Consider the following 14,318-nt stretch of genomic DNA (forward strand, 5'->3'; position numbering starts at 1 on the left):
TTATTTTTATTTGAGTTATTAACGATGAATACGTAAACGGTACTGGAAGGTATCGCCCGAGAAGTAGAGATATTCATAGTCAATCGGTTGACCATTTGCATCATGAGTCAAACGTTCGACCCGTAATACCGGAGTTCCGATTTCGACTTGCAACAAAGCCGCTAATTCTTCATCCGCTACCGTGGCATCAATGCTTAAATCCGCATGTCCCAAAGGAATATCGCACTCTTGTTCTAATGCCTTGAAAATATCGGTTGTACGTAAATCAATCGCTTTCTCTTTAAGCTTCAAACCAATATGTTCAGGCAAATAAGTCAACTCATACGACACTGGCTGACGGTTGAGTAAACGGACACGTTGAATTTCATACACATTAGCTTTAACAGGTAACTTTAATTTGGGCACAACGTGCATCGGGATCTGCTTAAGCTCGGCCGAGATGACACGGTTTAAAATTTCGTGACCAGCAGATGACATTGCTTCTGCAAAGCCTTGCAAACTTGAGATGTTCTGGAACGTTTTTGGCTTGCTTACAAAGGTCCCTTTACCTGGCACCTTAAAAATATAGCCTTCCAACTGTAATTGGTTGAGCGCTTGGCGAACTGTAATTCGACTTACACCAAATTGTTCAGCAAACTCGTTTTCAGATGGAATTTGGCTCAGTACGGCATATTCACCATTTACAATTTTGTTAAGGATGAGTTCCCTTAATTGATCGTAAAGAGGCTTGTGATTTTTGGGATCTTGGGGTAGCTGGCTCACGGCTCACAACCTGTTATAACAACTTGAGCAAATAATGTTTAAAATGTTTCAGCTTTGGAAATAATTTAAAGCGATAACTTTAGTTAAAAAAATAATTTCATTTAATATCAATAAATTAATAAATAGTTATCTATAAAAGTTGAATGGTTATCATAAAAAATACATTTGTGTTTGTTATGCTATAAAACATACTCCGTTATGCCATAAACGTAAAAATTAATATTATTTTTTAGGGGATAATATGCAACAAAAACAATTAAATACCCCTGATGATTCAGTGGAACAAGTCACCTTCTGGCAAGCCTTCTTATTTTGGCTCAAGCTTGGTTTTATTAGCTTTGGGGGGCCAGCTGGACAAATCGCTGTGATGCATCAGGAACTGGTTGAACAAAAGCGCTGGATATCAGAAAAAAGATTTTTACATGCACTGAACTACTGCATGTTGTTACCCGGACCTGAAGCGCAGCAGTTAGCAACCTACATTGGTTGGCTTATGCATAGAACTGTGGGAGGATTGGTTGCAGGTATTCTATTTGTATTACCCTCTTTATTTATTTTAATTGGGCTATCTTGGGTTTATATAAAATTTGGAGATGTGCCTGTTATTGCAGGTATTTTTTACGGGATAAAGCCTGCCGTCACTGCAATTGTCTTTCATGCAACTTACCGTATAGGTAGTCGTTCGCTTAAAAATAAGTTTTTATGGGTCGTCGCGATTGCAGCGTTTTTTGCCATTTTTGTCTTAAAACTTCCTTTCCCGCTTATCGTTCTATCAGCTGGTATTGCTGGCTATTTAGCGAGTAAAAAGTACCCAGAACTATTTTCCTCAGCGGCTGGACATAAAGCCAGTCAAAAAGATTATGGTCCGGCATATATTGATGATGATACCCCAACACCAGAGCACGCTAAATTCCATTGGTCACGGTTAGCCAGACTTATTTTTGTGGCAATCGCTTTATGGTTATTGCCAATTTTAGCTTTAGGCGCATATTTTGGATGGCATCATTCCTATACCCAAATGGCTTGGTTTTTCACTAAAGCTGCGCTGCTTACGTTTGGGGGCGCTTACGCGGTTTTACCTTATGTCTATCAGGGGGCTGTCAATCATTTTGGATGGCTTTCACCTACACAAATGATTGATGGATTGGCACTTGGTGAAACTACACCCGGTCCACTGATTATGGTCGTTGCCTTTGTTGGTTTTTTAGGAGGTGTAAATCATTCATTACTAGGCTCTGAGCATTTATTTTTTGCTGGAGCACTCGGTGCAGTCATTGTGACTTGGTTTACCTTTCTATTTTCATTTGTCTTTATTTTTGCGGGTGCGCCCATTATTGAGTCTACACATAACGAAATTAAATTTACTGCACCCCTTACTGCCATTACTGCAGCTGTGGTCGGCGTCATTTTAAATTTAGCACTATTTTTTAGTTATCACGTGTTATGGCCACAAGGCTTTTCAGGCCATTTTGATGCTATTGCAGCAATAATTACTGCTGCAGCATTTATTGCTTTATTCCGATTTAACATTAATGTGCTATATGTCATTTTTGCTTCAGCTCTGGTTGGGCTCGCTGTCACTTTCTTCTAGTTATTTACTGATTGAATTGATTTTTCAAAATCATAATCTCAATAAGGCCGAACAGCCCCATTACTGTTCGGCTATTTATATTTTTAGCCTGCTAACTGTGCAATTTGCGCTGCTGCATTATCTAAGGCAGCTTGACGTGCTTCTGGTCCGAAAGCGATCCCTTCCGCGCGCACAAAAGTGATATCAGTCACCCCAATAAAATTGAAAAACGCTTTGATATATGTTTCTTGATAGTCTAAAGCTTCAGCTGGTGAACCTTCTGAATACACACCACCACGCGAAGAAGCAATAATGACACGTTTCCCCTCTACTAAACCTTGAGGACCATTTTCCGTATAACGGAATGTTTTTCCAGCAACAGATAGTCGGTCAAGCCACGCTTTTAACTGTGATGGGAAGCTGAAGTTGTACATAGGTGCGCCAATTACAACGATATCTGACGATAAGAACTCATCCAAATATTGGGTGTTTCGTGCAACACGTTGTTGCGCTGTTTCATTATTAGGTTCAACACCTTGCCATGCTAAAAACTCAGCATCAGACAAATGAGGAATTGGCTCTAAAGCAAAATCGTGATGAATAATTTCTGCATCTGGATAAGCTGTGCTGAGCTGACGAATAACAGATGAGGTGAGTTGGCGGCTAACAGACTGCTCACCTAAAATACTTGTGTCAATTTGAAGTAGTTTCATCGCTTATACCTACAGTATAAAATTGTTACTTGAGCTAATTATGTTACTACTATTATTCTTATGCACAAGAAGGCACATTTAGGGAACCAAGTAATATGACTGTAACCATACCTCATGATATCCAAAGTTCAGATTGCCAAAGAGTTAGTCAAGTGTTGGCTAGAGTCGGAGAGAAATGGAGTATACTCATTGTAATGACACTTGCATCACATCCTCATCGCTTTTCTGAAATAAAGAAACGTATCAATGGAATATCGCAGCGTATGCTTACATTATGTTTGCGTGGTTTAGAACGAGATGGGTTGGTTAAACGTACGGTTTATCCTGTAGTTCCACCTCATGTTGAATATGAATTAACTCCACTGGGCCATTCACTTACAGAACCTGTAATTGCTTTAGGCCAATGGGCTCAGCAGCATATTGCAGATATTGATGCGGCAAGAGCTGCATTTGATGCAGCTCAGGAGAAATCAATTACATTAGACACTTAACGTAACTGCGAAGGACTCATGCCATAAAATTGTTTAAAGCGATGACTTAAGTGACTTGCTGAACTAAACCCACATACTAGGGCAATATCTTGCAAAGAAAGCTGAGATGACTGAATTAGTCCTTTGGCCTTAGTTAAGCGTCTTTGCATGACATATTGGTGAGGCGCCATATTCATGGACTGTTTAAACATATGAGCAAAATGGTATTCGCTTAAATTCACAATATTTGCCAAATCAGACAAAGTGAGTGCCTGATCTAGATGATCTTCAATCCATTCCTGAATATATTTGAGTTTATGGGGTGCCAGTCCGCCCTTGATAGTAGGCTGTTGCCATTGAACACTACTATATTTTCGAATTAAGTGATTCAACAATAAACTTGCCGTTGTACTCATTTGCAAATGATTTGAAGAATCTTGCCAATCGCAATCTAATAAGAAGAATTGATATAACGCCCGAATCCGTTCATCATCATTAAATACAACTTCGTTTAGTTCAATTTGATTCGGCTCTTTGTCCCATATTTTTTCAGCAACATCACGCAAATGTTGGTCGGTGTAGTACAAGTGGACAAATTTAAGCCCACCACGTATGTCCCAAGTTGACTCCTGATGTTCGGGCAATAGGCAAAAACGTCCCGGCCCACCACCATTTTTCCAGCCCGCAGGTGTTTTTTGATAGCTTTCATAACCATCTTGAATATAAAGACTTAAAGTGTGGTGATCGCTACAGACACTTACACGATCTTGCTGATTAGACCAAAATGCAAGTTGCATATTTTCATCAAGCACCACAGTTTCGTGAAGCTTGGCTTTAGACTGCTGTAGCTGTTCTAAAGTTTGATAAGCCATGCAAAATTAAAACGAATATGATTGAGCTTAAGTTAACCATATTCAGCAAAATTCAGCTAGTTTAGATCTATAAAAAACGCAAGATCTTGCATGTACAACACAAGAATATATACGTGAAAAATGAAGCATTCCTAGATACTTAAGCTTGGTAATCGAGGATGAAGTTATGAATATTTTACTCTATGTTGCGGTGGTGTTGATTTGGGGAACAACATGGATTGGAATTGCCGTTCAAAGCCACTATGCAACACCCGTTGTCGCAATTTTATGGCGTTTTGCCATTTCAGCCTTATTACTTTGGGTGGTTTTACTATTTTCAGGAAAATTACAGCGAATTGCTTTAAAAGATCACTTGTTCTGTATGCTGCAAGGACTTTGTGTTTTTGGCCTAAACTTTATTTGTTTTTATACTGCGGTTAAATATGTAAATAGCGGTTTAGAGTCTGTCATTTTTTCGATGGCGGTTTTCTTTAATGCCATTAATGCACTTATCTTTTTTAAGCAGAAACCTTCCCCAAACTTTGCGCCAGCTGCACTTTTGGGCCTAAGTGGTATTGTTTTACTATTTTGGCACGATCTGATTAATAGCCAGTTTAATGCGCAGTTATTAATGGGTATTGGGCTATGTGCAATAGGCACTTACGGTTTTTCTTTAGGGAATATGATTAGTGTTAGACACCAAAAACGTGGCCTAAATATCTTTTCAACAAACTGTTATGCCATGACTTATGGCGCATTGGTGATGTTAATTCTGGCTTTATTTACAGGACAAGATTTAATGCCGCCGATGAATTTCCCATTTTTAAGCTCGGTACTATACTTAGCTGTATTTGGCACGGTTATTGGGTTTTCAGCTTATTTTTCTCTGGTCGGACGAATTGGCGCAGCTAAAGCAGCCTATAGCACGTTGCTCTTTCCTTTAGTTGCTTTAACAGTTTCTACTTTCTTTGAAGGATATGAGTGGACTTTAAATGCTGTATTTGGAATTTTACTCATCTTACTTGGTAACTACTTAATGTTTAGTAAGTTTGAAATTGGAAAGAAGTTATTTAGCAGTCAAAAAAATTGTGAGAAGCAGGCATAAAAGCCTGCTTTTTTTATAAATCATAATTAATTTTAGCAGCCCGTTTTTAGCATCAACTCGAAATCTTTTAAAGCTGCGGCTGCTGTGGCTAAAGGCGCAGATGCCCCTCCACTGACCACAAATTCTCCCATTTCTTGTGTTAACACCCGAATGCATTTTTGAGAACCTTGCAGATGAGCAAACGCATGATTTGCTGGGACTAACCTTAATTCAATACCTGTTTGAATTTGCTGCTTTTTAACATGAATAAAACCGACCAGACGAGGAATTACATTTTCTTTTTTCCAGTCACGAATATGATCGGTAGTCACGTGACTGATTCCTTGTCTTGGAATATCTTGAATTTTTATATCAGCCCCCAAAACAGTGTTGGCTAATATGGTAATTTTAGCAGCGGTATCCCATCCATCTACATCGAAAGAACTGTCAGGTTCCGCAATACCTTTTGCTTGAGCTTTTTCAAGAGATTCTGCAAATGCGCATTCGTGTTGCAACATATCATTTAAAATAAAATTCGTGGTGCCTGTAAACACACCTTCTATTTCTAAAATTTGGCAACCAGCCAAGTTATATTCAAACAAATCAACAGTTGGTAAGGCGGCAGCCGTCGCACCGCTAAAAAATAATTTTTTATTGTGTTGATGTGCCAAGTTAACTAATTTTTTACCTTCTACAACTAAAGCACCTTTAGATACCGCAATCGCATGCATGTTATGTGTTAAAGCATAATTTAAATAAAATAGGCCTTTCCCACCTGTCACATAGTCACTTGGTCCAGTTTCAATAATGACATCTGCTTGAACCTGTTCTAAAAACTTTTGCTCTGTTAGGCCTGCTTGATATTGTGTTTTATCTAGCCACTTTGAAGCTTGTAAACCTTCTTGGTCAATTAAGCCTGATGATGAGTTACAAACACCCACTAAACGGGCATCAATTTGATATTTTTGTTTATAGTAGGTCGATCGATTTAAAAGAAGCTCTGCAATTTGTTGCCCAATCCGTCCGAAACCACAAATTGCCACATTAATTCGCTTCATTTCACTTTCTCAAAATTTAAATGGTTTAAATCAATTTTCCAAAGATAATTTTAATATCTCATCTTGGAAAAATTGCTACTTATAGAGAAGGTTAAAATACTATATCGCTCAGATATTTGTTAGATTAACAATCTTAATAACCATATAAATTGCGACAGCAAAAACCATTAAAGCAAAGACCTTTTGTACAATTGCAGACGGAATAAACCGAATAGCTCGGCGTCCTAATAACATACCGAATGCACATGCGAGTGCAAACGCACTAGTGATTGCTACTGGATAGTGAAAGCCCTCTGCAATATGCATCACAATACTCATGCCACTAATCAGGAAAATAATCATAAGTGAGGTTGCAACAATGCTATGCATATCCAAATTTGTGACTTTTCTAAGCGCGGGTACAATTACAAAGCCGCCGCCAACCCCTAACATCCCCGTTAAAAGCCCAGCAATAATCCCGATGCTTGCAAGCACACCACCAGTTTTAAAATTCCAGATAAAGCGTCCCGTACTTGGGTTGACCTGACACGGCGGGTTATGAAAATCCGAAATTCGGTTACTAATAAGTCGATAGCCGACTGTAAACATGACCAAGCTAAACATTAACATGAGCCAAATAGGTGAAATTGTGTTAGCTATTAAAATACCGATATGTGCCATAGGGGCACCAATTAAGGCAATCCAGATTGCAGCACGATAACGAACAATCTTTTTAAATAAGCCTTCAATGGTTCCTATGAGAGTAGATAGCGCAACCGCCAATAACCCAATCGGTGCAGCTTGCGCCACGCTCCAGCCTTGACTGGTCATAAGCGCGGGTACAGCAAGAATGCCACCACCCGCACCAGTAAGACCAAGTAAAAAGCCAATCACAATGCCTTCAACGACAAGTAATAACATATTAAAAGCCTAAAATTGCATATACATCGTTTGCAGTAGACTGCTGGTTAATGAGTGAGTTGATCTCGTCTTCTTGCGAAGCTTTAGTCGCTTCTCAGGACAAAGCGTTGCTTTGTTTATCCTCTTAACTCGAACATAGTTCTCGTCTTGCGCTCGGGTAAAGCGTTGCTTTACTTATCCTCGCTCAGGTTTGACCATCCACTCACGGCCCTTGAGCATGCCTTGCCAGTAAATTGGCGGTAAAATCTGCTCTTTAAGCAGCCAAGCCAAACGGGAAGGTTTTTGCCCATCAATTACCCATTTTGGAAAACTTGGAAGTAATTTGCCGCCGTAGCCAAACTCAGCCAGAACGATTTTTCCACGCTCTACTGTGAGTGGACATGAACCATAGCCGTTGTACTCGCAGAAGTTTTGCTCACCTTTGAGCTGGGCTATAACATTCACAGCAACGATCGGAGCTTGTGCCCGTGCCGCAGCAGCAGTTTTGGCATTAGGCGCATTCATCACATCACCTAAAGCAAAAATATTGGCGTGCTGTGTGTGTTGTAGGGTTTGAGGATTCACACTCACCCAGCCGGCTTCATCAGTAAGAGTACTTGCACGAATAAAATCAGGCGCTTGTTGCGGTGGAACAACATGCAACATATCGAAATCTGTTTCGACCAAAGCTGCATTTTCATCATTCACCACTTTGAACCATGCTTTCTTTGCAGGCCCGTCTAGTTTGACAAGTTGATGGTTAAAATGAAGTTCAGTGCCATATTTTTCAACGTATTGCATTAGTGCAGGTACATATTCCTTCACACCAAATAAAACAGCACCAGTGTTATAAAAATGGATAGAGATATCTTTAAGTTTGCCTTGCTTTAACCAGTAGTCGGCTGAAAGATACATCGCTTTTTGTGGGGCTCCGGCACATTTAATCGGCATAGGCGGCTGGGTAAAGATTGCTTTTCCACCGTTTAGCTGTTGCACCAGTTCCCATGTATACGGCGCCAAGTCATAACGATAGTTAGACGTCACCCCATTTTTACCTAAGGTTTCAACTAAACCTTCAATTCCATGCCAATTCAGTTTTAAACCAGGACAGACGACTAAGGCTTTATATTGAATGGGTTGGCATCCTTCCAAAATAACTTGATTATGCTCAGGATCGAATCCAGCAACTGCTGCTTTCATCCATTTCACTTTTGAAGGAATCACACTTGCCATTGAACGTGCGGTTACTTGAGGTTTAAAAATACCGCCACCAACCATGGTCCAGCCCGGTTGATAATAATGTGTATCTGCGGGATCAATAATGACAATATCTAAATGAGGTTCGCGAGACAGTAAGCTCGATGCTACAGAAATTCCTGCTGCTCCAGCGCCCACAATCACAACGCTATAACAAGGAATTGTCGCTGGTTCATGATCACGTTTTAAAATACGTGGCACTAAGCCTTTTAAGTTAAAACCAAGTTTGTTACCCGATTCAACTAACAGTGCTACATCTTGTGGGGCAACTTCGGCCAAAGCCCATAAACTGATTGCACGCATACCAGAACGGCAATACGCTAAAACAGGTTTTTGGGCATTCTTATAAAGCTGTTTAAACTCGGCAACTTGTTGATCGGTAATTTTGCCACTGGTCACAGGCTGATAAATTACCTTTAGACCATATTGTTGAGCTGCTTCTTCAATTTCAATCACATTGGGTTGTTCTGCACCTTCTCCATCCGGGCGGTTACATATCAGAGTTTTTATTCCTTGGTCTGCAATTTTTACAATATCGTTGGCAGTAATCTGGCCAGCAACATAAAAATCTTGATTAACTCGTTTAAGTTCCATATTGCCACCTTATAATTGTGAAATTGAGCCGCAAGCCTGATTAGCAGGAAGTGCTTTATCGATTTGTTTTGGATATGGCAGATTTAAGTTATTCATTAATTCAATAAAATCTTCACGCGAGCGATTCTGACCTAGACGTGAATTATTTAAGCGTTCATAACCAATTGTTGAAGACAGACGACCTTTATAATCGTGTCCCGGATACACAATAGTCTCGTCAGGCAGGCTAAAAAGTTGTTTATGAATACTGTCATAAAGTGTACCTGCATTACCTTGCTGGAAGTCAGTTCGACCACAGCCGTCAATTAATAATGCATCACCAGTGAAAATCATGTTTCCAACTAGGTAACTCGTACAAGCATTGGTATGACCTGGTGTGTAACGCGCTTCAATACTGAGGTTGCCAACTTTAAGCATGCAACCATCAGTAATTAAAATATCTCCGCAACTTACTTCTGAGTTTCGGTGTAAAACCGATTTGCAATGGAAACGTTCACGAAGTAAATTTGCAGCGGTAATATGGTCTGCATGAACATGAGTGTCTAAGGTATAGATGAGCGTAAATTGATGCTGCTCTAATTCTTTTGCATAAATCTCAATATCTGATGCGACTGGGTCAATTAAAACAGCCTCTCGTGTTTCTTCACACCCAAGCATATATGTATAAGTCGAACTTTCCTGCTCAAAAAACTGCTTAAAGAACATGATTTATACCCTAATAATTTATTTCTTTCCTATATTTTGCAAATAAGATGCCAATTATTTAAAATTAAATAATAAATATAAAAATCAAAAACTTAAAATAATAAGTAAAACTAAACTTAGAAAATGAACTCAGCTTGATGTTCCTATGAAACTCAAGTATGTTTCAATGAAACGATTGTGAAACATATAAAATGGCAAAGCTAAATTTTGAGTCAGAACAGAATTTTTATATTTTATTTGAGCAGCTTAAGGCTCTCTTCCCAAATGCGAGCCTGTTTTTAGCAGACACAACGACTCAAGCAATTCACTATAAATTTAATACAGATGACATTTCTGTAGAGAGCATGGCAGCGCTTACTCAAGACCATCACAATCAATATCTTGAGATCAATACTCCTAAAATGAGAAAGCGATTTATCTATCAAGAACATGATATTTACATCGCGGAGCATCGCATTATCGGGAAATTGCATATTCTACAGCCCGTTAGCATAGAGAATGATATTGTTGATGAAGTAGAGCTAACAGAACAATTGCAAGACTTGGCTAAAGTTTTCAATAGTTGTTCACCAGAAATGACTCGTATGTTTTCAATTATTCAAAGAGTGGCAATTACTGAGTTTCCAGTGCTCGTACGCGGTGAATCTGGTAGCGGTAAAGAACTTGTGGCAAAAGCAATTCATGATTATAGCCAGCGTAAAAATAAGATCTTTGTTGCCATTAACTGTGCAGCTTTAAATTCTAATATTTTAGAAAGTGAACTCTTTGGGCATGTGAAAGGTGCTTTTACGGGAGCAATTCGTGACCATAAAGGTGTGTTTGAACGTGCCGCTGGTGGAACGCTGTTTCTGGATGAAATTGCCGAGATTCCTTTAGAGCTTCAAGCTAAATTATTACGGGTGTTAGAAACAGGTGAATTTACTCCTGTAGGTGGTGAAAAACCAATTCAGGCTAATGTCCGCATTATTACAGCAACACATAAAGCTTTACGCGAAGAGGCTAAGGCTGGGCGTTTTCGTCATGATCTACTCTACCGTCTACGCGTAATTCCAATTTTCATACCACCACTCAGAGAGAGAAAAGTCGATATTCCTCTTATTGTCGATCAAATTTTAAAAGAGAGCTCCACTCAACTCGACACAATGCCTCGCCATGTTAATCAGAAAGCCATGCAAGTTTTATTGAACTATGACTGGCCAGGAAATGTTCGTGAGCTTAAAAACACCCTTCTTTATGCTTTAACCATGGCAAATGGTAAGGATGAAATTGAAGTCGAAGACTTACCAAATGAACTCTTAAATGCTGAAGATTACGTTAAATTGCCTGAGACAAATACAGAACTTACCCCTGAAAATGTACAAGCTGCTTTAGAAAAATATGATCATAACCTGAATATGGTCGCGAATATTTTTGGAATTAGCCGTACTACCCTTTGGCGATACAGACAAAAGCATAAGCTTTAGCTAGGTATTTAGCTCGTCTAAGGCGTATCATATTGCACTTGGTTAGGTTCGTTAGTTCAAAGGCTTTATATGATTGTCCGTGATAAAAGCAATGTATTTAAATTATTATTTGCTTGGAAAGGAACAATTTTGCCGAAGGTTTTGCCTGCACTGAGTTTTGTGGTACTTATTTCAGCATGTGTGGTCTGGCTCTCTTATTATCATTGGATTCAAATTCCTACCGTACCCGCGATCGGATTTACCATCTTTGGCGTGATTCTTTCGATTTGTACGGGTTTTAGAAATAACGCGTGTTATGACCGATGGTGGGAAGGTCGCAAGCTCTGGGGTGCTTTAATTGCCAATGCCAGACATATTGTTAGAGATAGCCATGTTTTATCTAATGAACAACGTGAACATTTAATTCATCAGGTCTTAATTTTTAGTAATTTACTGCGTGATCGACTGCGCCAACAAACAGTCGAACCCACAAAATTTCTTGAGCATGCCTATTTAAATAACTCTTCGCTTAATTATTTAAATGAGCATATTAATGCACCTCAATTTGTACTCGAAAATATTCAAAAAGATTTAGTTAAAATACTCAAAGATGGTGAAATTAGTGACATTATCTATAGCACGCTAAATCGACATATTGTTGAGCTAGGCAATATCCAAGCAGGTTGTGACCGAATTGCTGGGACGCCTTTGCCCTACTCTTATTCAGTACTTTTGCACCGTGCCGTTTATTGTTTCTGTTTCATATTACCGTTTAGCCTTGAAGCAGCTTTAGGCATTTGGACACCACTTATTGTGGGTTTAATCGCTTATATGTTTTTAGGTTTAGATGCCCTAAGTGCTCAAATTGAAGAACCTTTCGGTTTGCAAGAAAATGATTTACCGCTCGATTCTATTGTGCGTTTGATTGAACGTGAGTCTCTAAGCTCTTTAGGGCAGCCATTACCCCCTATTATTGAAGCCAAAAACAACAATTTACTTTAATAAAAAAAAAGAGCGAATCATCGCTCTTTTTTTATAGGCTTAAGTGTCTATTTATGGATGTACGATAATCTTAACGGCTGACTCATTGTTATGAATTAAGGTTTTAAAACCTTGTGAAATCAAATCATCAAGTTGAATGCGCTGGGTAATAAAAGGTTCAAGATTTATTTTACCTTCTTCGACCAGTTTAATGGTTTCTTGATGGTCATTTACGTAGGCAATTGTGCCTCTTACATCAAGCTCTTTCATCACCACACTATGCACATTAATCGATGCTGGATGGCTCCAAATCGAAACGATAACTATGACGCCTGTTGGTTTCACTGCCGCAACCAAGGTATCTAGCACCTTGTTAACGCTACTACATTCAAACGCAACATCGACACCATCGCCATTAGTGATTTTCATGACCTCAGAAACAACATCAACTTCTGACGGGTCTAAAATATAATCTGCAACACCCGACTCTTTGGCTTTTTCTTTACGTTTTGCACTTAACTCGGTAATTATGACCTTAAGACCTTTGGCTTTTAAAATTGCCGAAAGCAACAAACCAATGGGGCCTGCACCACCAACCAGTGCAATGTCACCAGCCTTTGCACCACTGCGCACATAGGCATGATGACCTACCGATAACGGTTCAATTAAGGCCGCCTGATCCAGTGGAATTTTATTGGAAATTGGATGCACCCAACGGCGTTTAACCGCAATTTTCTCCGATAAGCCACCGCCACGACCGCCTAAACCAATAAAGTTCATATTTTTGGAAAGATGATAATTATCGCCCGGTCCAGTCGGCACATCATCGGCCACAATATAAGGCTCTACGACGACATGTTGACCAATTTCAATATCATCAACACCTTCTCCTACGGCATAGACCACACCTGAAAATTCATGTCCCATGGTAATCGGTACAGATTCACCTGAAATAGGATGCGGATGTCCACACGGTGGAATAAAAATTGGCCCTTCCATAAACTCATGTAAATCTGTACCACAGATTCCACACCAAGCCACCTTGATACCTACAGTGCCAGGAGTGACTTCTGGTTCAGGGATATCTTCAATACGAATATCGCCTCTGTCATAAAAACGCGCTGCTTTCATTATTATCTCCCTCAAATCAGGATGTTGTTTTAGCGATAGACAATTCCGCCGTCTGTTAAAATGGATTGACCCGTAATATAGTCCGAATCTTCACTTGCCAGAAAAGCAACTAATGCGGCTACATCGTATGGTGTTTGGGCTCTACCTAAGGCAATGCCTTCCACATATTTTTTATAAGTTTCACCAATTGCGGCACCGGTAATTTCAGCAAAACGTTTATCGATTTCAACCCACATGTCCGTTCCAACAATTCCGGGGCAATATCCATTTACCGTAATACCGTGACTGGCATATTCTTTTGCGGCAGCTTGGGTAAGTGCTCGTACCGCAAATTTGGTTGCCGAGTAAATACCGAGTAAAGCAAACCCATCGTGGCCTGCAATTGAGCAAGCATTAATGATTTTTCCTTTATGTTGACGTTGCTTAAATTTTGCAGCAGCAGCTTGTATTCCCCACAGCACGCCACCAATATTAATATCAACAATTTTTTGGAATTCATCAGGTGTGATATCCGCAATCGCTTGTACTTGTGCAATTCCAGCGTTATTAATCATGACATCAAACCCACCAAGTGTCTGCTCAGCATGATTTATAGCGGCATATACTTGCTCGCGGTCACTTACATTAGCAATAAATGTGCTCGCATTTACACCTAAAGCCTGAATTTCCTGCTGCACATCATTCAGTTGATCTTGTTTAATATCAACTAATGCAATATGTGCCCCTTCTTGCGCCAAGCGCAGGGCAATCCCACGGCCAATGCCTTGAGCTGCCCCAGTCACTAAAACGACTTTATTTTTTAATCCCTTAACCATGTTCAA

14 protein-coding genes are annotated in these 14,318 nt (G+C 39.6%); 5 read left to right on the forward strand and 9 right to left on the reverse strand.

The features are described 5' to 3' along the window. Positions 1-18: 18 nt before the first annotated feature. A complete protein-coding gene (locus RFX69_RS15440) occupies positions 19-762 on the reverse strand; it encodes a GntR family transcriptional regulator (RefSeq protein WP_000080816.1) in 744 nt (247 codons plus the stop codon). 241 nt (positions 763-1,003) lie between these two features. On the opposite strand from RFX69_RS15440, the gene chrA reads away from it, so the two are divergent. Further along, entirely contained in the window at positions 1,004-2,353 is a 1,350-nt protein-coding gene (gene chrA / locus RFX69_RS15445) for a chromate efflux transporter (RefSeq protein WP_289332787.1), read from the forward strand. Between the two features lie 83 nt (positions 2,354-2,436). On the opposite strand, the gene RFX69_RS15450 is transcribed toward chrA, so the two are convergent. Continuing rightward, positions 2,437-3,045: an FMN-dependent NADH-azoreductase gene (locus tag RFX69_RS15450; RefSeq protein ID WP_000771649.1), complete on the reverse strand. Its 609-nt coding sequence runs from the start codon at positions 3,043-3,045 to the stop codon at positions 2,437-2,439. A gap of 95 nt (positions 3,046-3,140) precedes the next feature. Between RFX69_RS15450 and RFX69_RS15455 the strand changes: the two genes are divergently transcribed. Beyond that, positions 3,141-3,536, forward strand: a complete 396-nt coding sequence (locus tag RFX69_RS15455) for a helix-turn-helix domain-containing protein (protein WP_079747754.1) — start codon at positions 3,141-3,143, stop codon at positions 3,534-3,536. Here RFX69_RS15455 and RFX69_RS15460 read toward each other — a convergent pair. After that, the gene (locus RFX69_RS15460; protein ID WP_000331398.1) at positions 3,533-4,387 is read right to left on the reverse strand and encodes a helix-turn-helix domain-containing protein; all 855 of its coding nucleotides are present in this window, start codon (positions 4,385-4,387) and stop codon (positions 3,533-3,535) included. The genes RFX69_RS15455 and RFX69_RS15460 overlap by 4 nt on opposite strands. A 166-nt stretch (positions 4,388-4,553) precedes the next feature. Here RFX69_RS15460 and RFX69_RS15465 point away from each other — a divergent pair, with 166 nt between their 5' ends. Next, on the forward strand, positions 4,554-5,471 hold the full coding sequence (locus RFX69_RS15465) for a DMT family transporter (protein ID WP_001023744.1): 918 nt from the start codon (positions 4,554-4,556) through the stop codon (positions 5,469-5,471). Positions 5,472-5,503: 32 nt separating this feature from the next. On the opposite strand, the gene RFX69_RS15470 is transcribed toward RFX69_RS15465, so the two are convergent. The 4 genes from RFX69_RS15470 to RFX69_RS15490 form a co-directional block, all read right to left on the reverse strand. Then, positions 5,504-6,508 carry a homoserine dehydrogenase gene (locus RFX69_RS15470; protein ID WP_289332788.1) on the reverse strand — a complete coding sequence of 335 codons (1,005 nt, stop codon included), beginning with the start codon at positions 6,506-6,508 and terminating at the stop codon, positions 5,504-5,506. A 108-nt stretch (positions 6,509-6,616) separates the two neighbouring features. Further along, positions 6,617-7,408 (reverse strand): sulfite exporter TauE/SafE family protein, encoded by a 792-nt coding sequence (locus RFX69_RS15475; RefSeq protein WP_000925652.1) that lies wholly within the window; start codon positions 7,406-7,408, stop codon positions 6,617-6,619. A gap of 174 nt (positions 7,409-7,582) precedes the next feature. Then, complete coding sequence (locus tag RFX69_RS15480; RefSeq protein ID WP_350499138.1) at positions 7,583-9,238, reverse strand: TIGR01244 family sulfur transferase; 1,656 nt, start codon at positions 9,236-9,238, stop codon at positions 7,583-7,585. Positions 9,239-9,247: 9 nt separating this feature from the next. Next, positions 9,248-9,943 carry an MBL fold metallo-hydrolase gene (locus RFX69_RS15490; RefSeq protein WP_163047693.1) on the reverse strand — a complete coding sequence of 232 codons (696 nt, stop codon included), beginning with the start codon at positions 9,941-9,943 and terminating at the stop codon, positions 9,248-9,250. Positions 9,944-10,134: 191 nt separating this feature from the next. On the opposite strand from RFX69_RS15490, the gene RFX69_RS15495 reads away from it, so the two are divergent. Next, positions 10,135-11,406: a sigma-54-dependent Fis family transcriptional regulator gene (locus RFX69_RS15495; RefSeq protein WP_289332789.1), complete on the forward strand. Its 1,272-nt coding sequence runs from the start codon at positions 10,135-10,137 to the stop codon at positions 11,404-11,406. Between the two features lie 69 nt (positions 11,407-11,475). Continuing rightward, on the forward strand, positions 11,476-12,387 hold the full coding sequence (locus tag RFX69_RS15500; protein ID WP_000637008.1) for a bestrophin family protein: 912 nt from the start codon (positions 11,476-11,478) through the stop codon (positions 12,385-12,387). A gap of 51 nt (positions 12,388-12,438) precedes the next feature. Here RFX69_RS15500 and RFX69_RS15505 read toward each other — a convergent pair whose 3' ends face one another. Next, positions 12,439-13,497: a 2,3-butanediol dehydrogenase gene (locus tag RFX69_RS15505; protein ID WP_289332790.1), complete on the reverse strand. Its 1,059-nt coding sequence runs from the start codon at positions 13,495-13,497 to the stop codon at positions 12,439-12,441. Between the two features lie 29 nt (positions 13,498-13,526). Further along, positions 13,527-14,312, reverse strand: coding sequence for an acetoin reductase (locus RFX69_RS15510; protein WP_215763504.1), 786 nt, complete (start codon positions 14,310-14,312; stop codon positions 13,527-13,529). Between the last annotated feature and the right edge of the window lie 6 nt (positions 14,313-14,318).

It is taken from the genome of Acinetobacter sp. 148, assembly GCF_031196675.1.
GTDB lineage: Bacteria > Pseudomonadota > Gammaproteobacteria > Pseudomonadales > Moraxellaceae > Acinetobacter > Acinetobacter baumannii.

What these genes read in the sequence shown, in the direction of transcription:
- chrA (WP_289332787.1), top strand. Translation starts at nt 1,004, where the DNA reads ATGCAACAAAAACAATTAAATACCCCTGATGATTCAGTGGAACAAGTC.
- RFX69_RS15450 (WP_000771649.1), bottom strand. Translation starts at nt 3,045, where the DNA reads ATGAAACTACTTCAAATTGACACAAGTATTTTAGGTGAGCAGTCTGTT.
- RFX69_RS15455 (WP_079747754.1), top strand. Translation starts at nt 3,141, where the DNA reads ATGACTGTAACCATACCTCATGATATCCAAAGTTCAGATTGCCAAAGA.
- RFX69_RS15460 (WP_000331398.1), bottom strand. Translation starts at nt 4,387, where the DNA reads ATGGCTTATCAAACTTTAGAACAGCTACAGCAGTCTAAAGCCAAGCTT.
- RFX69_RS15465 (WP_001023744.1), top strand. Translation starts at nt 4,554, where the DNA reads ATGAATATTTTACTCTATGTTGCGGTGGTGTTGATTTGGGGAACAACA.
- RFX69_RS15470 (WP_289332788.1), bottom strand. Translation starts at nt 6,508, where the DNA reads ATGAAGCGAATTAATGTGGCAATTTGTGGTTTCGGACGGATTGGGCAA.
- RFX69_RS15475 (WP_000925652.1), bottom strand. Translation starts at nt 7,408, where the DNA reads ATGTTATTACTTGTCGTTGAAGGCATTGTGATTGGCTTTTTACTTGGT.
- RFX69_RS15480 (WP_350499138.1), bottom strand. Translation starts at nt 9,238, where the DNA reads ATGGAACTTAAACGAGTTAATCAAGATTTTTATGTTGCTGGCCAGATT.
- RFX69_RS15490 (WP_163047693.1), bottom strand. Translation starts at nt 9,943, where the DNA reads ATGTTCTTTAAGCAGTTTTTTGAGCAGGAAAGTTCGACTTATACATAT.
- RFX69_RS15495 (WP_289332789.1), top strand. Translation starts at nt 10,135, where the DNA reads ATGGCAAAGCTAAATTTTGAGTCAGAACAGAATTTTTATATTTTATTT.
- RFX69_RS15500 (WP_000637008.1), top strand. Translation starts at nt 11,476, where the DNA reads ATGATTGTCCGTGATAAAAGCAATGTATTTAAATTATTATTTGCTTGG.
- RFX69_RS15505 (WP_289332790.1), bottom strand. Translation starts at nt 13,497, where the DNA reads ATGAAAGCAGCGCGTTTTTATGACAGAGGCGATATTCGTATTGAAGAT.
- RFX69_RS15510 (WP_215763504.1), bottom strand. Translation starts at nt 14,312, where the DNA reads ATGGTTAAGGGATTAAAAAATAAAGTCGTTTTAGTGACTGGGGCAGCT.